General features: G+C 62.8%; 25 protein-coding genes and 1 pseudogene. 15 read left to right on the top strand and 11 right to left on the bottom strand.

Annotated elements, in window-relative coordinates:
• Positions 1 to 66 precede the first annotated feature (66 nt).
• The gene (gene hemA, locus PKE85_RS14675; RefSeq protein WP_271205510.1) at positions 67 to 1,296 is read left to right on the top strand and encodes a 5-aminolevulinate synthase; all 1,230 of its coding nucleotides are present in this window, start codon (positions 67 to 69) and stop codon (positions 1,294 to 1,296) included.
• Positions 1,297 to 1,533: 237 nt separating this feature from the next.
• Here the strand turns inward: hemA and PKE85_RS14670 are convergent, their stop codons facing one another.
• Positions 1,534 to 2,103 (bottom strand): hypothetical protein, encoded by a 570-nt coding sequence (locus PKE85_RS14670; RefSeq protein ID WP_271205509.1) that lies wholly within the window; start codon positions 2,101 to 2,103, stop codon positions 1,534 to 1,536.
• 748 nt (positions 2,104 to 2,851) lie between these two features.
• Here PKE85_RS14670 and PKE85_RS14665 point away from each other — a divergent pair.
• Genes PKE85_RS14665 through PKE85_RS14650 form a run of 4 tightly spaced genes read left to right on the top strand, consistent with a single transcriptional unit; the run spans position 2,852 to position 7,671 of the window.
• Positions 2,852 to 3,196 (top strand): hypothetical protein, encoded by a 345-nt coding sequence (locus PKE85_RS14665; RefSeq protein WP_271205508.1) that lies wholly within the window; start codon positions 2,852 to 2,854, stop codon positions 3,194 to 3,196.
• Entirely contained in the window at positions 3,193 to 4,245 is a 1,053-nt protein-coding gene (locus tag PKE85_RS14660; protein WP_271205507.1) for an ATP-binding protein, read from the top strand. The genes PKE85_RS14665 and PKE85_RS14660 overlap by 4 nt, the downstream gene beginning before the upstream one ends.
• Entirely contained in the window at positions 4,175 to 6,784 is a 2,610-nt protein-coding gene (locus tag PKE85_RS14655; RefSeq protein ID WP_271205506.1) for a S8 family peptidase, read from the top strand. The genes PKE85_RS14660 and PKE85_RS14655 overlap by 71 nt, the downstream gene beginning before the upstream one ends.
• A complete protein-coding gene (locus PKE85_RS14650) occupies positions 6,781 to 7,671 on the top strand; it encodes a hypothetical protein (protein WP_271205505.1) in 891 nt (296 codons plus the stop codon). The genes PKE85_RS14655 and PKE85_RS14650 overlap by 4 nt, the downstream gene beginning before the upstream one ends.
• A 35-nt stretch (positions 7,672 to 7,706) precedes the next feature.
• Here PKE85_RS14650 and PKE85_RS14645 read toward each other — a convergent pair whose 3' ends face one another.
• The gene (locus PKE85_RS14645) at positions 7,707 to 8,210 is read right to left on the bottom strand and encodes a hypothetical protein (RefSeq protein WP_271205504.1); all 504 of its coding nucleotides are present in this window, start codon (positions 8,208 to 8,210) and stop codon (positions 7,707 to 7,709) included.
• A gap of 188 nt (positions 8,211 to 8,398) precedes the next feature.
• On the opposite strand from PKE85_RS14645, the gene PKE85_RS14640 reads away from it, so the two are divergent.
• The 7 genes and pseudogenes from PKE85_RS14640 to PKE85_RS14610 all read left to right on the top strand — a co-directional run bounded on the left by PKE85_RS14640 (position 8,399) and on the right by PKE85_RS14610 (position 14,589).
• Complete coding sequence (locus PKE85_RS14640) at positions 8,399 to 8,668, top strand: hypothetical protein (protein ID WP_271205503.1); 270 nt, start codon at positions 8,399 to 8,401, stop codon at positions 8,666 to 8,668.
• 215 nt (positions 8,669 to 8,883) lie between these two features.
• A pseudogene (locus PKE85_RS14635) lies at positions 8,884 to 9,066 on the top strand (FAD binding domain-containing protein); the annotation flags it as partial.
• A gap of 501 nt (positions 9,067 to 9,567) precedes the next feature.
• Positions 9,568 to 9,750: a YhhA family cyclophane-containing RiPP gene (gene yhhA, locus PKE85_RS14630; RefSeq protein WP_271205502.1), complete on the top strand. Its 183-nt coding sequence runs from the start codon at positions 9,568 to 9,570 to the stop codon at positions 9,748 to 9,750.
• A 9-nt stretch (positions 9,751 to 9,759) separates the two neighbouring features.
• Positions 9,760 to 11,904 (top strand): cyclophane-forming radical SAM/SPASM peptide maturase YhhB, encoded by a 2,145-nt coding sequence (yhhB, locus tag PKE85_RS14625; protein ID WP_271205501.1) that lies wholly within the window; start codon positions 9,760 to 9,762, stop codon positions 11,902 to 11,904.
• Between the two features lie 4 nt (positions 11,905 to 11,908).
• Positions 11,909 to 12,907 (top strand): hypothetical protein, encoded by a 999-nt coding sequence (locus PKE85_RS14620; protein WP_271205499.1) that lies wholly within the window; start codon positions 11,909 to 11,911, stop codon positions 12,905 to 12,907.
• A gap of 88 nt (positions 12,908 to 12,995) precedes the next feature.
• The gene (locus tag PKE85_RS14615) at positions 12,996 to 13,487 is read left to right on the top strand and encodes a GNAT family N-acetyltransferase (RefSeq protein ID WP_271205498.1); all 492 of its coding nucleotides are present in this window, start codon (positions 12,996 to 12,998) and stop codon (positions 13,485 to 13,487) included.
• A gap of 34 nt (positions 13,488 to 13,521) precedes the next feature.
• A complete protein-coding gene (locus PKE85_RS14610) occupies positions 13,522 to 14,589 on the top strand; it encodes a glycosyltransferase family 2 protein (RefSeq protein WP_271205497.1) in 1,068 nt (355 codons plus the stop codon).
• 324 nt (positions 14,590 to 14,913) lie between these two features.
• Here the strand turns inward: PKE85_RS14610 and PKE85_RS14605 are convergent, their stop codons facing one another.
• The 3 genes from PKE85_RS14605 to PKE85_RS14590 form a co-directional block, all read right to left on the bottom strand.
• The gene (locus PKE85_RS14605) at positions 14,914 to 17,328 is read right to left on the bottom strand and encodes an HD domain-containing protein (protein ID WP_271205496.1); all 2,415 of its coding nucleotides are present in this window, start codon (positions 17,326 to 17,328) and stop codon (positions 14,914 to 14,916) included.
• Positions 17,300 to 17,785 (bottom strand): hypothetical protein, encoded by a 486-nt coding sequence (locus tag PKE85_RS14600; RefSeq protein WP_271205495.1) that lies wholly within the window; start codon positions 17,783 to 17,785, stop codon positions 17,300 to 17,302. The genes PKE85_RS14605 and PKE85_RS14600 overlap by 29 nt, the downstream gene beginning before the upstream one ends.
• Positions 17,786 to 18,513: 728 nt before the next feature.
• Entirely contained in the window at positions 18,514 to 19,677 is a 1,164-nt protein-coding gene (locus PKE85_RS14590) for an RES family NAD+ phosphorylase (RefSeq protein ID WP_271205494.1), read from the bottom strand.
• Positions 19,678 to 19,832: 155 nt separating this feature from the next.
• Between PKE85_RS14590 and PKE85_RS14585 the strand changes: the two genes are divergently transcribed.
• Both PKE85_RS14585 and PKE85_RS14580 read left to right on the top strand, forming a co-directional pair.
• Positions 19,833 to 20,003 carry a hypothetical protein gene (locus tag PKE85_RS14585; protein WP_271206097.1) on the top strand — a complete coding sequence of 57 codons (171 nt, stop codon included), beginning with the start codon at positions 19,833 to 19,835 and terminating at the stop codon, positions 20,001 to 20,003.
• 27 nt (positions 20,004 to 20,030) lie between these two features.
• Entirely contained in the window at positions 20,031 to 20,405 is a 375-nt protein-coding gene (locus tag PKE85_RS14580; RefSeq protein ID WP_271205493.1) for a hypothetical protein, read from the top strand.
• A 141-nt stretch (positions 20,406 to 20,546) separates the two neighbouring features.
• On the opposite strand, the gene PKE85_RS14575 is transcribed toward PKE85_RS14580, so the two are convergent.
• Positions 20,547 to 21,116 carry a TetR/AcrR family transcriptional regulator gene (locus PKE85_RS14575; protein WP_271205492.1) on the bottom strand — a complete coding sequence of 190 codons (570 nt, stop codon included), beginning with the start codon at positions 21,114 to 21,116 and terminating at the stop codon, positions 20,547 to 20,549.
• Between the two features lie 69 nt (positions 21,117 to 21,185).
• Between PKE85_RS14575 and PKE85_RS14570 the strand changes: the two genes are divergently transcribed.
• Positions 21,186 to 22,016 (top strand): SDR family oxidoreductase, encoded by an 831-nt coding sequence (locus tag PKE85_RS14570; protein ID WP_271205491.1) that lies wholly within the window; start codon positions 21,186 to 21,188, stop codon positions 22,014 to 22,016.
• An 84-nt stretch (positions 22,017 to 22,100) separates the two neighbouring features.
• On the opposite strand, the gene PKE85_RS14565 is transcribed toward PKE85_RS14570, so the two are convergent.
• The 5 genes from PKE85_RS14565 to PKE85_RS14545 form a co-directional block, all read right to left on the bottom strand.
• On the bottom strand, positions 22,101 to 22,397 hold the full coding sequence (locus PKE85_RS14565) for a hypothetical protein (RefSeq protein ID WP_271205490.1): 297 nt from the start codon (positions 22,395 to 22,397) through the stop codon (positions 22,101 to 22,103).
• 74 nt (positions 22,398 to 22,471) lie between these two features.
• Positions 22,472 to 22,729 (bottom strand): hypothetical protein, encoded by a 258-nt coding sequence (locus PKE85_RS14560; protein WP_271205489.1) that lies wholly within the window; start codon positions 22,727 to 22,729, stop codon positions 22,472 to 22,474.
• A 269-nt stretch (positions 22,730 to 22,998) separates the two neighbouring features.
• Positions 22,999 to 23,511 carry a hypothetical protein gene (locus PKE85_RS14555; protein ID WP_271205488.1) on the bottom strand — a complete coding sequence of 171 codons (513 nt, stop codon included), beginning with the start codon at positions 23,509 to 23,511 and terminating at the stop codon, positions 22,999 to 23,001.
• A 36-nt stretch (positions 23,512 to 23,547) separates the two neighbouring features.
• Entirely contained in the window at positions 23,548 to 23,961 is a 414-nt protein-coding gene (locus tag PKE85_RS14550) for a DUF305 domain-containing protein (RefSeq protein ID WP_271205487.1), read from the bottom strand.
• 93 nt (positions 23,962 to 24,054) lie between these two features.
• A complete protein-coding gene (locus PKE85_RS14545) occupies positions 24,055 to 24,339 on the bottom strand; it encodes a copper-binding protein (protein WP_271206071.1) in 285 nt (94 codons plus the stop codon).
• Between the last annotated feature and the right edge of the window lie 3 nt (positions 24,340 to 24,342).

Below are 24,342 nucleotides of genomic sequence, written 5' to 3'. Positions count from 1 at the left end.
AGGGGAGTTCCGCGCGCGACAATTTGCACTAGAACGATTATGACCTGACGTCGAAACGAGAGGCCGATGAACTACGACGACGTCTTCAAACACGCGGTCGACCAGCTTCATCTCGAGAAGCGCTACCGCGTCTTCGCCGACCTTGAGCGCCGCGCAGGGTCCTTCCCCCACGCCACATGGCATGCGGAGGACGGCCAGCGCCGCCCGGTCGTCATGTGGTGCTCCAACGACTATCTCGGCATGGGGCAGCACCCGGCCGTGATCGGGGCCATGACGGCCACCGCCCAGCGCCTCGGCGCCGGCGCCGGCGGCACGCGCAACATCGCCGGCACCAACCACCCGCTGGTGCTGCTGGAGCGCGAACTCGCCGACCTGCACGGCAAGGAGGCGGCGCTGGTGTTCTCCTCCGGCTACGTCTCCAACGAGGCCGGCATCTCCACCATCGCCCGGCTGCTGCCGAACTGCCTGATCCTGTCGGACGAGCTGAACCACGCCTCCATGATCGCGGGCGTGCGCGGTTCGGGCTGCGAGAAGCGCGTTTTCCCGCACAACGACGTGGCGGCGCTGGAGCGCATGCTGCAGGAGGCCGGCGACCGGCCCAAGCTGATCGCGTTCGAAAGCGTCTACTCCATGGACGGCGACGTGGCGCCGATCCGCGCTTTCTGCGACCTCGCCGACCGTTACGGCGCCATGACCTATCTGGACGAGGTCCACGCGGTCGGCATGTACGGCCCCCGCGGCGCCGGCATCGCCGAGCGCGAGGGCGTCATGCACCGGATCGACGTGATCGAGGGCACCCTCGCCAAGGCCTTCGGCGTCATCGGCGGCTACATCACCGGCACCCGTTCGCTGGTGGACGCGGTGCGTTCCTACGCGCCGGGCTTCATCTTCACCACCGCCATGCCGCCGGCCATCGCCGCCGCCGCCAGCGCCTCCATCGCGCATCTCAAGCGCTCGCAGGTGGAGCGCGACCGGCACCAGCGCCAGGCCGCCCGCACCAAGGCCGCGCTCGCGGGCCGCGGCCTGCCGGTGATGCATTCCGAAACCCACATCGTGCCGGTGCTGGTGGGCTGCCCGGAAAAGGCCAAGGCCGCCACCGACCTGCTGCTGGCCCGCCACGGCGTCTACATCCAGCCGATCAACTACCCGACCGTGCCCCGCGGCACCGAGCGGCTGCGCATCACCCCGACGCCGTTCCACACCGACGCGCTGATCGCCCATCTCGCCGACGCGCTCGACGCGGTCTGGACCGAGCTCGATCTGGAGCGCGCCGCGCTGCCCCTCGCCGCGGAGTGAGGGCGCCCGCCGCCTGAAACGAAAACGGCCGGTCCGCAGGGACCGGCCGTTTTCGTTTGCGCCGAAGCGCCCCGAACGCGCGATCACTGTCGAATTCCAAAATAACCGAGTCGCATATTTGCCTAACTCGTTGAAATAGCTGGAACGCATAATTCGAAATAGTCGAGTCGAATTCCTCAATTTCCGAGTCTGGATGACGCTATCTCACAAAGTCGAGTCTGAGGCCCGAGTTTCAGCTCAATTTTGAGGACTTTCGATCGAGCCGTGCCGCAGGACGAAAACCCTGTGTGAGCTGGCGGCTTCGCCGCGATGAACCAAGGAGTTGAGATCTCGCATTCGCGAATGACCCTCGATCAGAAGGTGACGGATGCCTGGCTTCGGGCCTTGAGCATCGATCAAACCTGCGGGCGTTTGGAGAAGCACGATGGGGATGTCCCACGTGCCGGTCGCGTTCATCGGCGTCGCAGTCGGATTGTCTGGGAAGGTGTTGAAGACCTGATAGTCGTGCTCTGCATTGAATTCCCAGAATGGGCAGTGAACCCCAAGCACTTCCTCGCTCGTCCACGTCTCCTCTGTCCAAGCCAGGCCGGCTAGAGGCAACGAGCAGTAGGGCGAGAGATCCCAGTGCCGGTAGACCCACTGGCCGGCGATGAGTGGATGGAGGTGACCGACACGATCAGAATTGCGGTCGTACCAGCCCTCGACCGGCTCCTTTTCGTATGTCCCCTCCCCATGCGGCCGAAGTTCCACAGGCCAGACAAGGCCGTCTTCTGGCCAGATCTGAAGCATGTCCTCGAGCCAACGCATAGGAGGCCGTTCTCAGAATAATCAAGTCGGGGCGGGCCAACCCTATTGATACGAAAGACTTTTCTCAGAAAATTCGAGTCCGCAATTTCCTATTAATCGAGTCGTATCTCAAAATATATGAGTCTCGACGCTTCTCAAAAGATCGACGATTTCGTCAGGCCACCAGTGCCTCGCTTGGGCTTGCCTCCGCGACGCTAAACTCTGAACACCGCCTATTGGACCCGCTGCCGACACATCCGGTCGTCACTCCAACCGGCGTGATCGCTACGTCGAGGCGGTCAGCAGATCGATCTTTCGCAAATTCGGCTTCTCGTACGGCGACGAAGTCAGAGACGCCTGCCGCGCGGCCCGCCACAGACCATCCAGAAAGTCGACTGGCGGGATAGCCGTCATGGCGAATGCCCGCCTCGAGCGTCGCGATCTCGGCGATCCGGCGTCGTCCAACACCCGCGTGACCGCTTCGGGTTCTTCGGGCGAACCAGAGCGCGCACGAGCGTCGCCGGATTGCTCCCCCGGGGCTGGCTCCGCACCTACCGGCGATCAGTCATGAATGAAGCTGCGGCCCGTCATGGGGCGCGGCCAACTGCGTCGGCGGCCAAGCGTTTGGCGCCGATCGTGCCTGTGGAGTGGGAATGCTCCTGCGACCGCGGCGCGTCCATTCAGGATGGAATCCGTCCGTTCCTTTTAGATCTTTTATGTCCCGTATTTTTTGGATTGACGCATACTCATGGTGATGAAACAACCAGCCATGCCTAAGGTCGTTCCTGACATTGAGCTCCAGGCGCAGCTCGACCGGTTCGTTCGCGAGAACGGAGGAGTTTCGCGCGCTTCCAGGCTCCTCGACATCGGCAAGTCGACGCTCCAGCGCGCCTTTACAAGCGGCCTCGTCACGGGCGAGACGGCTGCGCGCATTCGCGAAGCCATGGCGACCCGCGGATCAGAAAAGAGTTCCAAAAAGGAACGAATTAGCGAAATAACGGAACGCGACCTTGTCTCGTTCGAGAAGGTGTTGCACGCTCTGATGGCAACAGCTTCGACACTTCGCGGCGGTCGGCTCGTAGAGCCTCAGGCTGACAAGAGAGATCGGGCATGAGTCGAGGCGACCTCGTTCTTTCGTTGGCCGAAGCCGGCGCGTCTGGTGATCGGTCCATGGTCAAAAGGACCGTTCGGGCACTCGCTGAAGAGGCGAAGGCCAAGCAGCAGCACACGTTCGCCAAACGTCTGGCGAACGTGATCGAAGCGGTTGGCGGCGGCGCCAGCCTGACCCTGCCGTCAGCGCGGCTGCCCGACAGCGTCGCCGGACTGCTGCACGAGATCGTCCCGCGACGGCGGTTCGACGATCTGATCCTGTCGAAGGACACGCGAGAAGAACTCGACGAGCTCCGTCAGGAACACGAAAACGTCGAGCTGCTCTATGCGAACTCGCTTTCCCCGAGGCACACCGTACTTCTCGTCGGCCCACCCGGGAACGGGAAAACCTCTCTCGCGGAAGCGCTCGCGACCGAGCTCGGTCTGACGCTCTACGTGCTGCGTTATGAGGCGATCGTCGGAAGCTTCCTCGGCGAGACGGCCTCCAAGATCGCGGCGGTGATGGACTTCGTGGCAACGACGCCGTGCGTCATCTTCTTCGATGAGTTCGACGCCATCGGCAAAGAGCGCGGCGATATTCATGAAACCGGCGAGATCAAGCGCGTCGTCAGCTCGCTCCTGATGCAGTTCGACGCCTTGCCTCCTCACGTCCTGCTCGTGTGCGCGACCAACCATCCGGAGCTGCTCGATCGCGCCGTATGGCGGCGGTTCGAGTTGCGGCTGACGATGCCCAATCCTACCCAGGCGCAACTGGCGTCCTGGCTTAAAAGCGCGTTTCGCGATGCGCCTAAGGATTGCGCCGTCGAATTTGAGGGATTGGCCAAAAACTTCCGGGGAAAGAGCTTTTCCGAGATTGAACAGTTCGCGCTCGACGTGCAACGGAGGATTGTGCTGTCGGGCGTGAACGCGAGTTGGTCCGACGCCATTCGCTTGACCTTAAAGCGGTGGCGAAAGCGCTTCGAGCCGTCGAAGGGCCAACGTAATGCCGACCGAAAGACCGATCCTGAAACTGCGTCCTTCGCAGCAGGTGAGGAGGATTCCGGGAGCGCCTGATCGGCGCCGCAGGCCTCGAGAGAGCGTTGAAACGCAGTCCACGCGGTTTGGCGGCGAGTTCGAACGACTTCGGCGGACGCTCGACGAGATCGAGGCCGGCGTCGATATCGCCGCTGAACCCAACCGGATCGTTCCGGATCGGGTCCTCGTTCTCGAGCTGAAAAATGGCGTTCAAAACTTCGCCCACGAAGCCAGAAGGCTTGGCTTCGTCTGGATGCTCGAAGAAGGCGCTGACGGAAACGACAACATCACCGACGAAGAGGATCTCGTCGATCCCGCCACCGCCGCGGATCCGCGCCTCTACGCGTTGATGCCGTCACGGGAGGCGCTCCAAACGCTCCTGCGTCTCTGGACTGCGTTCACGGCACGGGAGCCGGCGCCGCAGGGCTACAGCAAGTGGTGGCAAATCTTCGCCACGCTGAACGTGATCAGGACCTGGAGCGCGGAAGACCGGGTCGATCAGTGGACCCGCACGATTCTGCGCGACCAGATCCGGCGCAATCCGACCGGCGCCGTCCGCATCGAATTCGATCTCTGGTTCCGTGAAGACCCGATCGTGCGGCAAGCCCGAATGGTGGCGTTTCAGGCTAAGGTTACGGCCGCCGATGGCCGGGTGCTCGATCGCGTGCTGCTGGAGCCCATCCAGTATCATGCCGCCCTCGTCGAACTCCCCGTCACGCGAGCTCTGGAGTTGATCGAGCGCGCCGGGCCGCTCGCGACCGCCGACGAAGTCATGGTTGTCCGCCCGCAGAGCTTCTCGCCGCATCCCTCGAGCGAGCGGGATCCTTTGGAACCGGTCGATCGCGCGCCTCCCGCGCAACCTGACACCCGAGCTCCGATCGCCGCCCTGCTCGATGGTTTCCCGATCGAGAACCACGATCTGCTGCGCAACCGGATCGACGTCTACCCCGTCGACGTGACGCCAGCCGAGGCTCCTCCACACCGGCGCATGCACGGCACCCAGATGGCGTCCCTCGTCATCCACGGCGACCTTGACGGCGGCCACCCGCCGATCAGCAGGACGCTGCTCGTCGTGCCCGTGCTCGCATCCCCGGCGAACGGCTCTCCGGAACATACTCCGACCGATAAACTCGCCGTCGGGATGATCGAGCGCGCCGTGCGCGCCCTGAAGGAGGGCGTCGGCGACGGCAAACCCATCGGGCCTGACGTGCTGATCATCAACCACTCGCTCGGCGACATGCATTCGCCGTTCGAGCGCCGGGCCAGCCACTGGAGCAGGCTTCTCGACTACCTGTCTCACCGATATCACGTGCTGTTCGTCGTCAGCGCCGGCAACGCACAGGATGGCCTCCCGCTGGATGGGTTCGCCAATCTCACGGACTTTCGCCGCGCTACGCCCGACGCCCGCACCGAGGCCATCCTGACCGCTCTGGAACGCGCACGAGCCACGCGCCCGGTGCTGAGCCCCGCCCAATCCTGCAACAGTCTGACCGTCGGGGCGCTCCACAGTGATTTCGCCGGTTCCAGCGCCTTCACGGGCGCGGCGATCGATCCTTTCGGCGCGTTGAAGATGACCAATCTCGGATCGCGTCTCGGCACAGGCATCGGAGGCTCGATTAAGCCTGACCTCGTCATGCCGGGCGGTCGTCAGGCGGCGCGGGCGCGCGTCACGCCAACAGGTCTCGAACTCTTCAGCCAAGAGATCGAGGGCGCCGGCCAGAGAGCTGCGATCCCCGACACTCGTGGCGGACGCCGCGATCGAACGCAGCGCTCGAGCGGGACCAGCAACGCCGCTGCGCTCGCAACCCGAGGCGCGATCCGCATCGCCGACGCCCTCGATGACATTCCAGCCGCACCCGGAGAGGCTCGGTGGCGTGACCGACAGACCAGAGCCGTCATTCTGAAATGCCTGCTCGCGCATGGCTGCTCGTGGGGAGATATCGGCCGTCACCTCGACGGGTTCTATCCGCCTGTGGCCGCGACCTCGAATTATCGTCGTCGCGTGGCCATCTCCCAGTTTCTTGGGTATGGCGAACCGGATGTGGACCGCGTGATCAGCGGCTCCGCCCACCGCGTCACGATGCTCGCCGACGCGACGCTGCGGAACAACCGGCGACACGAGTATCAGATCCCGCTTCCCGACTCGCTGTCGTCTCTGGCGGAACTCCGGCGCATCACCGTCACGCTCGCTTGGAGCTCACCCGTCAGGGTCAGCGCCGCCTCGCCGAGATCCATCCGGCTGGTGGTCACCGACGACGAAGGCAAATCCCACTTTTGGGAGGGCGTGGACCGGACGAACGTCATCCAGCCTGACCACCGACACTGCAGCAAGGGGACCTTGTTCCATTCCGTTCTCGACGGACGCAAGGCAGTCCCCTTCGGCAGTCGGTCGAGCTTCATGATCGGCGTTCAGGCCGTGGCGGAGACCACCGCATTCAACCAGGTCGACGCGCCCTACGCCTTGGCTGTCAGCTTCGAGACGGCCGACACCATCCGGGCCGATATCTATCAGGAAATTCGGCAGGAACTTGAGCTACGCGCGCGTGCGGGCGTCGCTGTCAGAGCGAGGCGACCATGAGTTTTAACGCTGATGAGAGCCTCGGCGCCGAGAGCCTGCAGGCCGTAGTCGACTATCTGCGGCTGATCGGGGACGAGCGCCGAGCCGACGAACTGACGCCTCACGGCGGCGCGCCCCAGGGATGGGGTTTTGGTTCCGACCGGCCGTTCCTGGGCACCAATGCGATATTCGGCTTCATCGACCAGACCGGCGGCGACCGTCTGCCGATCGTCCCCCTCGCCGAGATTGTCGCAGACGAAACGCTCAAGGGAAACACGATCAAGGTCACCCTCGACCGCTTTTTCGTCCAGGAGTTCCCAGGTCGCGGCGAACACCGGGTGCTCTGCGAATTCTCGGGCAAGAACCAGGTCGCCGGCGAAACCGAAGCGCTGACCTTCACCGCGACGTGCAGGGCGAGAGACGGTCAGAGCGCGGGCGTCAACGGGCTGCCGATCTTTCTCGGTCTGACGGTCGGCGACAATGGTGTGAGCTTCGAAGGTCGGACCGTGAACGTGTCGAGCTCGAGCGACGATCACATTCTCGAGGTGCTGGACACCGATACTTTCAAGCAGGGCCTGTCGCTGCTGCATCTCGCCCAACCAGCCATAAAGCCCTTCACTAAGCTGGCAGAAGGCGTCGTTCGGATGGCTGCGAAGCGTAGCGGGAATTGGCAGGTGCACACGTTCTCGCTCGGCCTTGATTTCGACGGCAGCCCAACGTCGGCACGGCTCAGATGCGGATCTTTCGTCGTCGCGCAGGCGACCAAGACCGCCGGGTGGGATTGGTCGAACTACGTCTGGGACACCCACGCCGGCGAGATCGTGCCTGTCGGCGCCGCTCAGCCCATCGGCATGAATTACATGGTCTTCGGCGTCTCTCGGTACACGATCGGCGGGGACGCGCGCTGAAGAGCGAAAGCGTAATCGACGCGCCCCGCTGATGATCAGCGGCCATCCCCCAAAGCGGCGCGTACGTTTGGTGGAAGCTGATCAAAGCTTCTTGAGGCCATCTCCCTCCATGAAGCGCCGTGCGAGTTCAGTTCCTCCCATACGGCTTTCAAATCATCCGGCCGCTGACTGGACAGCACCTCAATCAGCGCGCCTGCTTGCTGGATGTCGTTCCGAGCAGGCGGTCGCTTCCCTCGATCCGTGCCTGGCTGCCAATACCAGCAGAGCCGCCCCTTCTCCTCACGAGAATAGGCCGAGCCGCCGCCCCTCGTGAGGTCGGCGAGATTGCCTGTCCATGCGCGCTCGACCAGGTCGGCGAACATGGTCTGGATCGAGATCGGAAGCTCGGAAGGCTGGCTCATCGCGTCCTGTAGGCAAAATTCGAATTTGCCTACAATAACCGAAGCGGCATCCGGCTGGCTGCTGACCGCGAGCTTCGCCGCCGAGGCCACGCCGCTTCTGGCGTTCGCGCCCGAAGCACCAACAAACTCTGATCGCATCAGGCGCGATCTTGTGGCGCGAGCCCATCGCGCTTATGGCCGCCTCCATGCCGGGCTGGGCTGCGAGCCTGATGGCGAATAGAATGGAGCGCGCCAGCGTCGAGCAGGAGGTCGATGTCGCGGAAGCCTGATCAGTCGGCCATGCGACCATCGCTGCTTATCGCCTCAGCCTTGGAGATCTGACGAGCATGGCGCGTCGCACGGCCGAAGAGACAAAAGCCCATTTCGAGGGGATTCTGGAACGGCAGCTCAAGGGCGATGCTCGTCTCTGGTTCCACCCGTTTGCAGAAGCGGTCATCGATGCGCTCTCGGAGAAGAGCGCGGTTTCTAAAGCCGACATCCTCGCCAAGCTCGAAGCAGCTCTTGAAGGGAAGCATAGGTTGGGTCGAGCGACTATTGAGGCCGCGATCGATCGCCTTCGACGAGAGCCGCTCCAAAAGCCCTCGGATGCCGAATAGCAAGGTCTGACCTCGGCAAATCTTACGAAGGTCGCGTATCGAGCGACGCGCCGGTCGTCGAGCAAGACCTATCAGCCGTCCCGCCGCTGGTGAGTGCGCAGGTTGGGTTCGAGCACATTTGCGACAGCAAGACCGTCGACCGCCGCCACGATGATCATCTCCGGTCGTTTGAACGCCAGCAGCACTAACGCCGCGATGCGCCGCTGCTCGCCAGCCTTCGCAACGCGCTTGAGACGGGCGGATTAATCACCGCGGCGACGCTGCCGGCGCCAGCTGGCGGCAAGCAAATCTACCGGAAGGCCCGCGACCGCACGTCCTACGGCTTCGCGCTAGTTACCGCGATCGTCCAATCGGACGGCTCGGGTCGTATCGCTTTGAGCGGCGTCGCGCCGAAGACCTAGCGCATCGAGGCTGCGCTGGCCGACATGGCGCGCGGCGCGAGAATGTCCCGAACCATCCGCCGCCCCGGACAACTCAATCTCTCCGAGCACTACAAGCGAGTTTGAACGATCCGCCGAGATCACACTGTCGTGAACGACTGAATATCGTGGCCGTCGGCGCTCATAATAACGGCTAGTCTTGTTCAAGATCATCCTAGTTCAAGGCGTCGGAGTCACCGCAAACGCCGCCGCTCCACCTGCTCGATCAAACAAGATCATGAAATGAGTTTATTTTGTCAGATAACAGATCTCGAGGATACAGATGCATTATTGCGGCGATGCGATCCGCATGCGGAGCTACGGCGCGCGATGGGAAGGCGTCGGGCGAACTTCTGCCGCGCCCAGCACTCGATCGCAAGTAGATCCTCACCCATGCTGGATGATCAGGATTGAGAAGATTGCAAACCCTAAAAATTTCCCTTATTTGAATCAGAACAAACAGCAAACAGGAGCTTTCCGATGCCGCCTGTCAGTCAGACCGCCCCGCAGCCCGCCGAGGAGGCGCTCAAGACCGCTGTCTTGAGGAGCCAGTCGGCGAATCCTGCGATCCAGCGCCTTCGCAGCCGCGTTCTCGCGAGCGCCGAAGCGAGCGAAGTGATCACCAGCTACGACCGGATGCACCACCGGCACAATCGCTCCTGAGGTCATCCCTTGGCGGCGGCTCGGATCACATCGTTCCTGGTCAAGGTCGCCTCCCGGTGCAACCTCGATTGCGATTACTGCTACGTGTATCACCATGCCGATCAGGGCTGGCGATCGATGCCCAAGACGATGTCGGCCGAGGTGCGGAGCGCCTTCGCATCTCGGCTCGCTGACTATACGCGCGAAGTCGGCCTGAAGCGCGCCGTCGTGGTGTTCCATGGCGGCGAGCCTTTGCTTGCCGGCGTCGATCCAATCTTGGACTTCGCGCGCGAGCTTCAGCGGGCGGTCGGGCCGGACGTGAAGCTCGACATCGCGATGCAGACCAACGGCCTGTTGCTGAGCGATGCCGCGCTCGACACGCTTGAAGCGGCGGACATCTCGATCTCGCTAAGCCTCGATGGACCGAGGCACGCCAACGATCTTCACCGCACCAGCCTCAAGGGCCGCTCCAGTTTCGACCGTGTGATGGCGGCCTATCGAAGGCTTCAGGCGCGTCCTGCGGTCTTCGCGGGCGTGATCGCGGTCATCGACCCGTCGGTTCCGCCCGACGATCTTTTCGCCTTCTTCGACGAGCTTCAGCCACCCAAGCTCGACTTCCTGCTGCCGGATGCGCACCACCTGCGGCCGCCGCCGGGACGCGACGCAAATCCGCAGCGCTACGAGGCCTGGCTGATCCGCGCGTTCGATCTCTGGTTTGATCGCTATTCGCACCTCCCGGTCCGGACCTTCGAAGCGCTTCTTGACGTCGCAGCCGGGCTGCCCTCGGCGACGGACGCGTTCGGGTTCGGGGACGTCAACCTTCTATCGATCGAGACCGACGGCAGCTATCACGACCTCGACGTTCTGAAGATCGTCCGCGACGGCGCGACCGCGCTGGCGGGCACGGTGCGCGACGCGGCCATTTCGGCGGTCGCAGCGTCGCCGGGGCTCGAGGCTCATCGGGCGCTGCTGCGCAAGGACGGCCTCGGCGCCAAATGTCTGAGCTGCACGGTCGTCGACATCTGCGGTGGCGGATCGGTTCCTCACCGCTACGATGAGAGCGGGTTCAAGAACCCCTCGGTCTATTGCGGTGAGCTGTTCGCGCTGATCTCGCATGTCAAGGCGCGCCTGGCGGATGGGCTTGCGGGGGAGCCGGAGGATCTGAGCTCCAGGCTTCCGGCGGATTTCGATCTGGCGCGGTTCGAGCTTGCCGAGACCTCGGCGTCAGCCACGCGGATGCTGACGGACGACGCTCGCGCGAGCGCGCTAGCGCGCTTCAGGTCGGCGCTCGATTTCGCCTCTGGCCTTCAGGGTCCAGTGGCGGACGCGGTCACGGCGCTTGCGGGTCGCCCTGAGGAAGAGCTCGGCGATCTGGCGAGCGATCCGGGCGTCGCTGCCTGGACGCGCGCCATGCTGGCTCAGGCCTCCGGCGGGCTTGTGCACGACGTCGACGGCAAGCCGTTGCGGGCCGATGCGGGCGATCTCGTCGCGCTTGCGAGCCGCAGCCCGCGTGGGGCCGATATTGCGGTCGCCGCAGACGACGCCTGGCTTCGGGCGCCGTTCGGCGACCAGATCTTTTTCGAGGGCCGGGACGTCGCCGCGCAGGCGGCGTCTGTCGTGGCGCAGGCGCTCGAGATCGTGCGGCGCTGGCGGCCTTCGCTCTACGAGGAAATGAGGAACACCTGCCGGGCGATCCAGTTCGTCCGCGATCCCTTGGCCGATCCCGCCAAGATCGTCTCGTTCAGCGACGACTCGGTGCCGGGCGCGCTGTTCGTGTCGGTCTGGCAGGGCCGGGGCCTGATCGATCCCTACGATCTCGCGGACTCGCTCATCCACGAGTACCGCCATCAGAAGCTCTATCTGCTGGAGCGGTTCGGCCCGACGGTGAGCCCGACGGCTCCGCGTGTAGTCTCGCCGTGGCGCGCCGATCTCAGGCCGCCTTCGGGCCTGCTTCATGCGGTGTTCGTGTTCGTCGAGCTCAAGCGCTACTGGGCGCATGTCCTCGAGGCGGGTCCCTGCCACATGCGCGATCGCGCGATCAACCAACTCCAGGACACCGAGCGCAATCTGGAGCTTGGCTTCGCGACGCTGCGCACGTGCTCTATGACGCCGCTGGGCAAGGCCCTGATCGACACTCTGGATCGGGCGAGGCGCCAGCAGCCCGTCGCGGCCTGACGTCATGCTGGTCGCGTCCGAGCGCCTTCCTGAGGACGCGGCGCAACGGCACGGACGTCTGCGCGACTATTTTTGCGACAAGGACGCCACCGCGACCCGCACGCCCGACGGTTGGGCGCTGGAGCTCGCCTGGCCCGGCGATCCGGATCGTCATGTCGACCCCGCGCTCGACGTCGGGCTCGCTTGGTGGGACGCAGATTTGCGCCGCCAGGACATGGCCGCGGCCCGCCAGCGGTCCTCCAGGCTGCTGCGTTGTCTCTACGACAGCTGGACGCTTGCGAGCTGGGCCGAGTGGTTGCAGCGCAGCGGGTCCGGGGCGCTCGAGCAGTTGACGATCCTTCATGTCGATGATCACCGTGATCTCGACGCTCCGCGGCTCGTCGCGGACGGCGACGGGTGGCGCGACCTGATTTCGGGCGCGGCCTGCGATCTGGGCGATCCGGGCTCCGTCACGGCCGCGATCGAGAGCGGCGCGATCGGGATGGGCAGCTTCATGACGCCGTTCCTCGCCGCTGCGCCGCAGGTCGAGGTCCGGCATCTGATTCAGCCGCCGAAGGGACAGCGGACGCTCGATTTCGAGATCCGACACGGCGTCGTCGAGGACGACCTTATCGAGCCTGGAGCACCCCGGCCGGCCATTGAGCTCGTTCCGACCGAGGCCGGGACTGGACCAGGCCGATATCGGATGACCCCCTCACTCGACGACTGGCTGGCGGATCTCGACGGCCGCCGTCTGCTGCTCCATGTCGACATGGACTATTTCTGCAATCGCTATGACGGCGACAGCGACTGGCGAAGCCGGGACTTGCCCCTTGATCCGCCCGTAGAGGCAATCGAGCGTCGCATCGACGAGGTCGTGGCTGCGCTTGACGCGTGCGGCCTCATCGATCGGCTCGAGGATGCGGTGGTCGCCTATTCTCCGGGCTTCTTTCCGGCCGAGTTCTGGGAGCGTGCCGACGATCGGTTGACGCGAGGCCTTAGGCTCGATGCCGACCGCGGATGACGCCCGAAAGGCCGCAGCGAGACGTCGGCGCAAGCCGCGTCGATCGCCGCCGTCCGCGACGCCCAAGTCGAGGGTTCCTCGCGAGCCCGTGTCTGCGCAAGACGTTCGGCTCGTGCCGACAAAAGGCACCAAGGGCCGCGGCGGCGGCGCGGACGGCGAAGCTTGGCGCATCGAGCACAAGGGCCGGCGCGCCGGCCAGGTCTTCATCAACCGGATCGATCAACCTCCGGTCGGACCCCACGCCTCTATCCAGATCTATCTGAACCAGACGAGCCAGGGGCGCGGCATCGGACGTCTTGGCTATCATCTGGCCTGCTCGCAAAGCCGTTACGACGTCATCTACGCTCATATGCAGAAATCCAATCTAGCGTCGGCGCGCGCCGCGGAAGCGGCGGGGTTCGTCGATGCGGCGCTTCCGGAGGAAAGACAGAGGCTCCTGGTCTGGCGGCGTCAATCCGCGCCGGCTTCAGTTGAGCCGCCGTCGTCCGCCTCGCCGGTCACCGGACCGCAGTCTCCGGCGACAACGACCGCCGATCAGCCGGATCATGAACAGCCGCCGAGCGAGCCACAGCAGTCCTGAACCGCATCTTCAGCGATCCGACGGATGGCGCGGCATGCTGACGGTGATCGTGATCCCCTGCCTCAACGAGCGCGACGAAATTTTTCTCGCCGCGAAGTCGTTCGGTTTTGGGCTGGGCGAGGAGGCGACGCCGAAGGACACGTATCTCGTGTTGGTCGACAATGGATCGAGCGACGGAACGTTGGCGTCGATGCACGCGATCAGGAGGCGTTCGCTCAAGGGCGCCGTCGTCGTTACGAGTGAGGCCGAGCGCGGCTATGTCCCGCCCCGCGCCAGAGGCGTGACTATGGCCGCGCGACTGGCGAGATCGACGGGCGTTCCGCCCGGCCGTGTTCTCATCCTGCAGGCAGACGCCGACACGCGATACGAGGAGGGTTACGTCAATGCGTTCCGGGAGGCGGCGGAGAGCGCGAGCGGCCCTGCGCTTTTTGAGGGGCTGACGCATGCGCCTGGCCGGTTCCTGGTTGGCCATCCCGGCTTCCAGCGGTTCGCGGACGGGATCGACGCGGAGATGGCGCCGTTTCTCGTCGACGACGGTCTCGACGTGATCGTTGACGACAAGGTCAGCGGCTATCTCTTAACGAGCTACCTGGCCTGGGGCGGACATCGGCGGGAGTACCGAGCTGACGGGAAGGAGATCCACGCCGAGACCTCTCGGCTGTTTCTGCGGGGCAAGGTTATGGGAGCCGCTCATGTGCGAGCGCCTCGAGCGCAGGCCGTCCCCTCCCGGCGCAAGATTTTGAGAAACCCGATCCGCCATTTCGCAACGGCCGGATTTCCTCGTGACGAAGCATGGTGGCGGAGCTGGAGCCGAGGATATGACGGGCCGCGCGACCTGGAGGCGTTCGAGACAGCGGATCCGGGGCCGGCGCTTCAGCGCGTTATCGCCATGCGCAAGGCGCATCTGCTCGCGCTGATGTCCGCTCTGCCTCTTCTGGTCGCTGGGCCGCTGCAGGTCGAGATCGAGCGACGGCGCGCGAGGCTTCATCCGCTGGTCGATACATTCTTTCGGGATCTTGACGCGTTTCCTCGCTCCGACGACGTCGCCGCGGTGTTCGACCTCGCGTTGAGCGCCGCCGATGGTTGGAGAACGCTGCTTTAGTCTAGACGGCGCTCGGCGGGCTTTGTGCGAAAAGAACCGAGAAGAGCCCTGGGACGCTGACAATCGTCCCGATCGACCGGGGTCGACGGCATGATGGTGACCCGGAACATGCGGCCTGCTTGAGGCGCGCTTCGGTAGGCGCGATAGCGGACGCGCCATGGACCAGATCGACGCAGCTGCTCTTCGGGAGAACAGACCTGATCCCCGCGATCGCGGCGTGGGCCCGAGCCCACAATCAGCGCCGTCGATCGGCGCCCCACTCCCAGTTCGCAATAGCGTCGTGCGATCGCCAACCGCATTTACCGCAGGAGTTCGGTCGAGCGGTCATGAGGTCTGAGCCAATCCAGATGCGGGCGCGCCTTTCAATCTCTTTCGCCTGGATGCGGTGTCCCGAGGCACATTCTGTCCGACACAGATCGCAAGCTTGTCGTCCTTCAGCGCCTTTAGCTCCACCAACTCTCTAAGCTTGCGGTCGTCGTCACACTTAAAGCGACAGAACAGAATGCCCACGCGCCCAACAGTCTCTTGCGCGAGATAACTTTCGAGCTGGTCGATGTTGTTTTTGACCGAGGTCTCGAACGTCGCCTCCTCGGCCTTCAGCTCGACAACGACGCGAATACGGTTGGACCGGCCAGCCGAAACGAGGAGATCAAGTCGGCCATTCGCGCCTTGCGCCTCCTGGCTGAACTGAATGGTGTCATCGTCGCGGAATCTCGCTCTCAGATAGTTCGACAGCTCCTTCTGAAGCTCGGTTTCGTCGAGAGACAGCTTGGCTGTTTGCCCTTCCTCCTGCTTGTCGACAATGAATTCACCTACGGCGCGAAGCACCGTCAACGCAGCGTTCACCTCGCCCAAGTGTCCATAGGAAAGATTGAGTGCCGCGAGCGCGTCTGCGAGCTCGAACGCCGCGGGCGTGCGGTCCGCTTCGGCAAACGGCAGGTATCGCTCCAACATCCGTGCGGGAATGACCAGCGTGCCCCTTAGGTTTGTGCTGATCGCGTCCATCGATGCGCCGATCAGGCCGGCGTGATGGGGAGTTTTTTTCAGGTCTTCCAGCGCGTGGGCGAACTCGTCGAGGTCAATCTTGGCGTCCGTGATAGCACTCTTCCGCGGCATCAAACCGAACTCGTCGTTCAGGACGATTGCGGCCGCCACCGATGCATCGGCGATGTTTTCGTGATCGACGAACACCCAAGCGAGGCTCTTCACGTCCTCGTAGGCTTTGGCGAGCTGGCTGATGTCAAAGGCCCGAGAGATCGGCGTCAAACTGCTCTTGGCGAATGCGTCGCTCACGAAAATTGCTGGGTTTTCCTTGATGTTGGGCGGACGCTGCCAGTCGACCACCACGGCATCGTCCGTTGCTCCGAGCAGCTTCGCGATCTTGGATTCGATCGGACTTGGATCATTGATCAGCACGTCTGCAGCCTTGCTCCATTGCTTGAGCAACGCCGAGACCGTGAGCCCGTTATCCTCGTCGTAGCCGACCACGTTTCGCGGCGTGATGGCGAGCGCTCGCCGCGGCTTGCGCCAGCTCTGCGCGATCGACTGAGACGCCCCAAGATCCTGGTCGAGTTGAAGCAAACAGGCGTCGTCGCCATGGATCCCGTAAAGCAGGTCGATGACGTTCCTTTCAACATCGCCACCGGCAGCGGACTTCTTTGCAAGCGCCTGACCGATTGAACGCACCAGCGCCCGTTCCGCGACCCGGACTTTTGGATGCTGGTAAACGCGGCTGAACATGTAGGATCGCGTCATCACGAACATCTCGAACGCCGAAACGCCTGAAGGCAGAACACCCAGCAGCTTACAGTTCAGCTTGCGGTTGGTGTTCGATCTGACGACGTGATTGACGAGCGCCAATTGAGAGATCAACCGGTCGACGTCGGCGGCGATCGGAATTCCGGCGAAATAAGCGTCTCTCGCGACGTAGTCGAGTTTGTCGGAGTCGAGATCGCCAGACACGATCGATTTCAGGTAATCTGGATAGATCCCGTCCTTGTCGGAGAAATTGTGCGGGCGTCCCATGATCAGGGACGCCACAAGCATAAGATCCTCAGCCGTAACGCCAAGCCGCGATGCGAAGCGCTCCATCGGCGCGCTGAGTACAAGTAGGATGGAGATCAGTTCGGCAGTCGGCGGACTGGTCTGGCCCAGCGTGCTCGGCGCGGGCTGGCCTTTGTCCTTCGACATGAGGTCGGCGAGCTGCTCCCGGACCTGATCTTTGAACGCCTCATTGAGGATCGCGTTCACCGTCCGGAATTGATCGCAGATCGATGCCTCGGCGTTCAGCGCCCGTTCGCCAACATGACTGAAGGACGTATGCCCGCAGTCGTGGAGCAGCGCCGCCAGACGCACCAGTCGACGATCCCGGTCGCTCGGCCCCTGGTCTTCGGATTTCGTCGTCAAGGTCGCGAGCATTTGCTCTGCGACATGCAAGGCGCCGAGGGAGTGCTCGAACCGGGTATGATGGGCTGAGGGGTAGACCAGATAGGCCAGGCCGAGCTGTCGGATCCGCCTCAAGCGCTGGAAAAGCGGAAGCTCCACCAGCGCGACCTCTTCATAGTCGAGCTTGATGGTCTTCCAGATCGGATCGTTAAATCGCTTTGCGTTCTTGGACGCCCGGATTTGTTCGTCCGGGATCAGCCGCGGAGCGAGATGTTCGAAAACGGCGTCGATGAAAGGACCAGCGGCTGACAGCCTCTTCCGCAGATCAGGTAGAAGCGCGGACGTGCTGCTCACTCACAAACCTTGCGGATCTCGGTTCGAGGAGCTTCCGGGTCACGCTCTTCACCCATTCGACGACCGCCGGTCGATCGCGGTAATCGTTCAGCAAATCGGCCCCCGTGGCCCGGTCGATTTCAACTGCGACGCGAACATAGTCAGGGTTGTAGCGCTTTATCAATCCATCAATTTGAGCTGATGCGAGATACTCGGAATACTCGGCGATCACAGGACCGGTCAGGCGCCGATCGACATGCATGACCTGCCGTACCTCGGCAGGGGCGTCGTTCGCGCGATCGAGCAGCGCAGCCATCACCCTCTCGCGTCTGGGCAGATCGGAGCGGCCGTTCTCGGCCGCCCATGCCGCAACGATCAGCTTGCCGAGGATGGCCGTGGTCAAAGGAATTTTCGACTGGTCCGCTTTGAAATGACCCTGCTCGCGAGCCTGCCTGACCAAGTCGTCATAATTCCTCATTTTGGACCCCAATCCCTCAGCGTCAAAAGACGATCGATCAAACGCCGGTCACACGCAATGATAGAGGCGCTCACGCTTGTGCATAGGCGTCGGAACAAAAATAGAACATCGAATTATTCCTGTCGATAGAGTCCAAACCGCCACGCTTCCGGTAGTCGTACCCGTAGCTGGGCAATGAGCCAAAACCGAGTCCGGCCCTCGGAGTTTGGCCGCCGCCAAGCCGCCTGACCGCACGCGGGTCGTCCCAGTAAGAGAGAGCTGGGTAAGGACAAGGTCCGTCTTGTTGTCGCTCGTACAGGCAGGCGGCTGAAACACTCAACGGTGGCGAGGGCGCGACAATGGCCGCGGTGGCGAGAGCAGGCGCTGTGGTGGTCGTCGACAAAAAAGACCACCAGCCTGACAGGTCGCGAACTTTCCGCGCTCACAGTCGCCCCCACGACCGACTTTTTCGCAACGTCGATTGGCGCGCTGCGGGGAGGCCGGCGCCGAGCCGAGCCGAGCCGAGGAGCTTGTCCTCCAGTGACTCCGAGGTCCGCCGCGATCGGCGTTAGCAGGCTGACCGGCGTGAATTCAGAGGCGACGAGGCCAAACGTGCAAAGTGGGGGGAAGGCCGCGCCCAGGACGCGATGCCTGCCGGCTCCTGGCGATCAGCGTTAGCCTCCCTCACTAGAAAGAAGCATGCCCGACCTGAAGCTTGAGATGCCTGGCCGCGGGCTTCAGCCGACCCTTCAAAACGGGAAACCGGAAAGCCTGTAGGTGACGTTTGCTACCTCTTTTATTTCATGCCCGACATACGCGAGCGGCGCACCCTCCCCGACGAATAAACGTCCCTTATTCCAGATGACGATGTTCCGAGTATCAATTTCGGCATCTTTCATCATCGCAGATTTATAAATCACTGCATCACAATTAAAGTATCTCTTTAGGTACTCGCCAACGATCTGCGTCGGTATATACTCGCGTTGTCGGTCTGACGGCAGCACAGGCTTGCTGATCATGTCCTCCATCTGCTTGATAAAGTCGTAGCGGGTGTGGCGGATCATCTGCTCCCAATGCTCGTCGCGTTTACGCGCGAAAGCTGTGAAATCGAAAACCTTCAGCTCCGTCCGAACCTCGAACTCGCCAATCGCAACCTCTTCGCCGATGCCTGGTCGTATCTCTGCAACAGCGGTCTCAAGGCTGAACGCTGCGTAGAAGGCCGGAATGAACTCCACGTTCATGCGTCCGGCGGCAGCTTTCTCCCTTGGCGGCGCGCCAAGTTCAGCGGCTGCGTTTGACCGTAGCTTCTCCTCAGTCAGATCACGTCCAAGCAGACGGGCTCGATAAAGGCGTTGGCCGACGGGGAGGCTGTAAACGGGCCGGACGGCGCCATCGTCATACTCGCTTGGCTTCCCGAAAAGCTGATCAAGCGGCTTCTTGATATCGAAAAACCGCTGTCTGTATTGCACCTGCTCGCTGAAATCCTCCCACTGAAACTGAAAGCGCCGCTCATACCAATACTCTGCCTCATCCGCTTCGTCGCGACGTCGGATCTCCGCAAGGCTCTCGAAATTGATCGAGTCGTCGTAAAATGTCTCAGCTCCCTGAGATTTGTCGTGCCAATCTACGTCTGGTAATTGATCGACGATGGACGAGAGAACGTCATCGTCGCATCCTAGCTCTTCCAACAGAATCTCTTTGAAACCTTCCCCGCGTTGCTCGTGGTGGGTGCGGTCGTCGTCGTCAACAGTGATGTCATAGCCACCCTGCACGTAGTGGGCCCGAAAGAACGAGTCGACCTCAACGGCGAGATCCGAAGCCGGCGCCACGTTGCGCCGGGCGCCGTGGGACGGATTGATCTCGCATTGGCCGCGGGAACCGTGCGCGCGGATCCAATTTGCGAACCGCTTCACCGGGACGCAGGCGCTGCAGATCAATGGATCAGACGGAGAGCCTGGCAAAGCGCCCTCGAAGGTTTTGAATGTGAAGGATCGTGTCACGCGATAGGTGCGGCCAAGCCCTCCGTTTGATCAATCCCGTTCATACCGAACGAGGCAACAACGCCTCGATGATCCAACGTCGCGCTGGCCCCGGCCTGAAGGGCGCGTTCCTCATCGCCACCCTTGTCGGCTTCACCCCGCTCTGGATGGCGATCCTCGCCGACAGCGGCGCGACCGTGGTCGTCACCGCCAACGCGCTCCGGCTGCTGCGGATAGATATCACTGGATCGCCTCGATAAAGGCGGCCCGCATTTTAGGCGAAGTCCATGAGTGATGGCTGGCCTGAGCTCTTCGTCGGCTCCGCTCACGCGCAGGAGGCCGCGCAGAAATCCGAGGAGACCAAGGTCACGCTCAGGCCCGGCGAGGGCGCCGAGGTGAAGCTCGACATGAAGAAGACCGCCAAGGTGAACTTCGCGTGGACTGTCGGGGGCGGCGTCGTGAACTTCGACATGCACGCCGACGGCGCCGGCCAGCAGTCCACCAGCTACGAGAAGGGCCGCGCCGTCCCGAGCCAAGCGGGTGTCCTTGAGGCCGCCTTCGACGGCAAGCACGGCTGGTTTTGGAGGAACCGCGGCAAGGCCGACGTGACCGTGACGCTGAAGGTCAACGGCGACCTCTCCGCGATGAGGCGCGTCATGTAAGTAACCGCGCTTGCACCGAAGCTCAACACGACAGTAGCCACGACCTGTGGCAGAGACTGCTTTCAGCTGCCCCAAGCATGCACCATTCTCTCGTAGTCCGCTTGCTTGCGGCGGCACTCAAGTTGTATAACTTCTTCGCGTTCAGCTTTCGATCAAGAGGCGAGCTACAGCCCGCTTCACGGTCGTTCGACGCGCATTGTGTTCTCGTTTGGATCGAGCGGGTTCGCTCATACACCAAAGCTGCGAAAGGGCGGCCACCAAGCGGATCACGTCCATAGGCGCGAAATCGCGCCTGATCCGCCCCTCCGTCTGCGCTTTGGCTATCCCCTCCTGCTTCGCTTTCAGAAGATCCTGGCCGGCCGGCAACAACAATATGTCCTGGCCTCGTTCCAAATGATGCCAAGTGAGCAGCCGCCACAATTGTGGTCTTGTGGCGAGAAGGTCATAGGTTCGACCTGCATAGTCCTCCAGATCGTAGGGGTCGAAGCGGTCTAGATCGGCCGCGGCCATGATCTCCTGCGTAAGCGCAGCCTCAAACAGCGCATCTTTGTCGCCGAAATAGGCGTAGAGCATCGGCTTGCTGATGCCGGCGGCTGCCGCAATGCGGTCTATTCGAGCGCCCGCAAAGCCGTTGGCGGCAAATTCCTCTATCGCCGCTTCGAGCAGTTTTTCACGAGTCCGCGCCGCGTTGCGCTTGGGCCCATTACTCATCGGGCTCTCACCGCTTGACGCTCCTCGCTACTGAAGTTACCAACCGGTAGGTAACAAATGGAGCGTTCCATGTCCATGCATTGGTTTCTCACCGGCGCCTCCAGCGGCATCGGCCGACATCTCGCAGAGACCGTCCTCGCCGCCGGCCACGATCTGACAGCAACCGTCCGCAAGACGCAAAGCCTCGACGATCTCGTGGCGCGCTATCCGAGGACGCTTACAGTCGAGCAGTTCGATGTGACGGCTACGGCCGAGATTGACCCCCTCGTCGCCCGGACGCAGCATCGCCGTCCCGTCGACGTTCTGGTCAACAACGCCGGCGGCGGCATTGTCGGCGCCACTGAGGAGATGTCGGACGCGGAGATCGAGGGGCAGATCGCGCTCAATCTGCTGGGGCCCGTGCACATCACGCGGGCCTTCATCCCTACAATGCGCGAGCGGAAGAGCGGCCGGATCATCCAGATTTCGAGCGCCAGCGGTCAGAACTCACTACCAACCAGCAGCATGTATCACGCCGCCAAGTGGGGTCTCGAGGGCTTCAGCGAGTGTCTGCGTCAAGAGCTTGAGCCGTTCGACGTGTTCGTCACTCTTGTCGAACCGGGCGGGGCGCGAACCAGCTTCAGCCGGAATCTGCAATTCGCTTCGGAGATTGCCGCCTACCGAGATACCCCAGCTGGCGCGATACGCCGAATGTTCGAGACCGCAGGTGACGAACTTTACACGCTGGATCCGGTGAAGATCGCTCGAGCGATCTTCACCGTCGCCACGCAAGATCGGCCGCCGCTGCGTGTGACCCTCGGCGGCGACGCCTTCACGGTCGTTCAAACGGCGCTTCAAGCTCGCCTCGCCGCCCTGCAGGCACAGGAGGACCTTGCTCGCTCTGTGGCCTTCGATAGCTGAAAGGCGGGCCGTCGGCGTCAACCGGACTTTCGCCGCAAGCCGGTGAGATTGCGGGCTGGCGCCGATAGGGCGTTTGGGCCTCCGTCAGCGAACCTGGATCAGCGCGCAGACGGGCTTCATCTGGTAACCCTTGAAGTTATGCCGGGTCCAGTGAACGAGCTGTTCGTGACGGACGGATGCGTCATCCGTAAGCGTCCTGACGACGACCCTTTTCGAGTCGTCGCAGGACGGCGGCGTCAGCCCAATGCGCCGATACGCTCCCTGCGCAGACGTCCCTTCTCTTTGCGCGGCTACAGCAGGCGCGATCGACGCCAAACCTGGCCCGGCCAAGGCCGCGGTCACGACCACCATTTTAAGCAGAGCGGAAACCTCGACGTTCATTTTCGCCTCCAAGAAACAGGCTTCGGTTCGGTCGATCGACCGAACCGAAGCGCTTCCTGTCGAATGCGTTGCTCTCAGCGAGTCATGACGCGGTTCGCGTCGTGCTTGCCGTCGCCAGCGCTGTGATCGTGCGTATTGGCGGAGAGCTGTTCGGGGCTCTTCTCGCGGACCAGCGAGCCTTTCATCAGCTCCCCGATTTTGGGGATGCTGGCGTAGAAATCCTCACGATCTCGACCGTGCTGATTGGTCGAGTTGGGGATCGTGGTGTCGGCGGCGAGCGCCGCTCCGATCGAGCCGATCAGGACCAGGCTCGCCATCACAAAAGTCTTCATGTCCATTCGCTCCATCTGTTGCTCTCGACTTGAGCTCAGAGCGAACGTGACGCATCTCGACAGTCTTCGATGTGGCCGCCGCCACACGTCTCATCACCTAACGGTGATGGTTCAGAGGTTCTCCCTCGGGTCGCGGAATGCTGGGGCGCACGTCCAAGGAGCCTTTGGAAGCCCTGGTCGTTTCGAGCGGCGGACATTCACGCCGACCTAGAACGCGGCATGCGGACATGACATGTCCGCGCCGTCACCGATGCGACCTTGGAGCCGAATTACTGCTTTGCCCGAGAGAGCATCCGTTCGAACAGATCATGACGGATGTCATGTTGAGCCAGGATGCCTTTCACCAACGGCTTGGCGGTGGTCTCACACCAGCCCGCGATGCGTGCGGTCTCGGCGGCGTCAGTGTCTTCGCCCATGACGTGAATCATGCCGAGCGAGACCGCACGAGCGGCGTTGGCAGCCCTGACGACGACGATGCTGGCGTCGTTGGCGGACAGCCGGGCCAGCACCTCCGACTTGATGTGCTCCGAGAACGCCCGCCCATCGCCGCTTGAGCCTTTTGTATCTTCAAAAAACCAACGGTTCTGCTCGCCGCAGACGCGGCTCAGATTCTCCGCGAGGTATGCCGTCGACAGGACGTTGGCCAGGACATCCGTGTCGGCGGCATTCCCTGTGGGACCAGCCCCTGTCGCGCCGGCGGGACCGACGAGGGCGGCAAGGCAGACCCCGTACAGGACAGCTTGGCGCTGACATCGTGGCGGCCTTGGAGCGCGACGAGCCATGCAATCCTCCCTAGATCGCGGCTTACGCGGGAAACGTCACTGCGCGCGTTTGTTCGCCCACGCTTCGAATTCGGAGATCTCCTTCTCCTGGTCGGCGATGATCTTCTTGGCCCAGGCCTTCGCCTGATCGTCCTTGCCGCTCTGCAGTTCGATCTTGCTCATGGCCACGGCGCCGCGGTGATGAGCGATCATCCCGCAGACGAAGGCGAGATCGGGATCTTTGATCCCGTGGGTCGCTCTCATCGTCCGGTTCATGTCCTGCATCGCCTTCATCGAAGCCATTTGGGCTTCGCCCATGTCCGACATCGAGTGGGACGCCATATCGCCCATCTCCATCGCCTTGCCCGTCATACCCTGCCCGGGCGACGCGACTTGGCAGGCCTTGGGAAGGCTTTCCGTTCCTTCAGGGGCGGACTTGCTTTCCTGTGCGATCGCGGTGGCGGCGCTCATGGCGACGGTCGTCGCCAGTAACATTCTCAACATTGTTCGTCTCCCAAGATCGATTAGGTGGCGGGCGCAGAGATCCGCGCCCGCCGCCAGCACTCATTTCTTCTGAATTTTGGTGACGGTGATCTGGCCGTTCACACGTTCGGCCTCAAAGCTGACCTTGTCGCCGACTTTCACAGATTTCAGCATGGCGGGATCGCCCGCCTTGAAGACCATGGTCATGCCTTCATCCATACCGAGGTTCTTGATCGGGCCGTGCTCCAGGGTGACCTTGCCGGCGCTTTCGTCGATCTTCTTGACGGTCCCGTCAGCTGCGGCGGCCGCGGTCGCGGCGAGAACCGTGAAGGCGAGCGCGCCAGTGATGGTCCTGAACGTCCTCATCGT

The sequence above is a fragment of the Methylopila jiangsuensis genome (assembly GCF_027922305.1).
Taxonomy (GTDB): Bacteria; Pseudomonadota; Alphaproteobacteria; order Rhizobiales; family Methylopilaceae; genus Methylopila; species Methylopila jiangsuensis.
Note: the sequence above shows the minus strand (reverse complement) of the source record. Positions and strands in the feature narration are given on the sequence as shown.

Coding starts and splice junctions, on each gene's coding strand:
- hemA (WP_271205510.1), top strand. CDS start 67: ATGAACTACGACGACGTCTTCAAACACGCGGTCGACCAGCTTCATCTC.
- PKE85_RS14670 (WP_271205509.1), bottom strand. CDS start 2,103: ATGCGTTGGCTCGAGGACATGCTTCAGATCTGGCCAGAAGACGGCCTT.
- PKE85_RS14665 (WP_271205508.1), top strand. CDS start 2,852: ATGCCTAAGGTCGTTCCTGACATTGAGCTCCAGGCGCAGCTCGACCGG.
- PKE85_RS14660 (WP_271205507.1), top strand. CDS start 3,193: ATGAGTCGAGGCGACCTCGTTCTTTCGTTGGCCGAAGCCGGCGCGTCT.
- PKE85_RS14655 (WP_271205506.1), top strand. CDS start 4,175: ATGCCGACCGAAAGACCGATCCTGAAACTGCGTCCTTCGCAGCAGGTG.
- PKE85_RS14650 (WP_271205505.1), top strand. CDS start 6,781: ATGAGTTTTAACGCTGATGAGAGCCTCGGCGCCGAGAGCCTGCAGGCC.
- PKE85_RS14645 (WP_271205504.1), bottom strand. CDS start 8,210: ATGCGATCAGAGTTTGTTGGTGCTTCGGGCGCGAACGCCAGAAGCGGC.
- PKE85_RS14640 (WP_271205503.1), top strand. CDS start 8,399: ATGGCGCGTCGCACGGCCGAAGAGACAAAAGCCCATTTCGAGGGGATT.
- yhhA (WP_271205502.1), top strand. CDS start 9,568: ATGCCGCCTGTCAGTCAGACCGCCCCGCAGCCCGCCGAGGAGGCGCTC.
- PKE85_RS14620 (WP_271205499.1), top strand. CDS start 11,909: ATGCTGGTCGCGTCCGAGCGCCTTCCTGAGGACGCGGCGCAACGGCAC.
- PKE85_RS14610 (WP_271205497.1), top strand. CDS start 13,522: ATGCTGACGGTGATCGTGATCCCCTGCCTCAACGAGCGCGACGAAATT.
- PKE85_RS14600 (WP_271205495.1), bottom strand. CDS start 17,785: ATGAGGAATTATGACGACTTGGTCAGGCAGGCTCGCGAGCAGGGTCAT.
- PKE85_RS14585 (WP_271206097.1), top strand. CDS start 19,833: ATGATCCAACGTCGCGCTGGCCCCGGCCTGAAGGGCGCGTTCCTCATC.
- PKE85_RS14580 (WP_271205493.1), top strand. CDS start 20,031: ATGAGTGATGGCTGGCCTGAGCTCTTCGTCGGCTCCGCTCACGCGCAG.
- PKE85_RS14575 (WP_271205492.1), bottom strand. CDS start 21,116: ATGAGTAATGGGCCCAAGCGCAACGCGGCGCGGACTCGTGAAAAACTG.
- PKE85_RS14570 (WP_271205491.1), top strand. CDS start 21,186: ATGTCCATGCATTGGTTTCTCACCGGCGCCTCCAGCGGCATCGGCCGA.
- PKE85_RS14565 (WP_271205490.1), bottom strand. CDS start 22,397: ATGAACGTCGAGGTTTCCGCTCTGCTTAAAATGGTGGTCGTGACCGCG.
- PKE85_RS14560 (WP_271205489.1), bottom strand. CDS start 22,729: ATGAAGACTTTTGTGATGGCGAGCCTGGTCCTGATCGGCTCGATCGGA.
- PKE85_RS14555 (WP_271205488.1), bottom strand. CDS start 23,511: ATGGCTCGTCGCGCTCCAAGGCCGCCACGATGTCAGCGCCAAGCTGTC.
- PKE85_RS14550 (WP_271205487.1), bottom strand. CDS start 23,961: ATGAGCGCCGCCACCGCGATCGCACAGGAAAGCAAGTCCGCCCCTGAA.
- PKE85_RS14545 (WP_271206071.1), bottom strand. CDS start 24,339: ATGAGGACGTTCAGGACCATCACTGGCGCGCTCGCCTTCACGGTTCTC.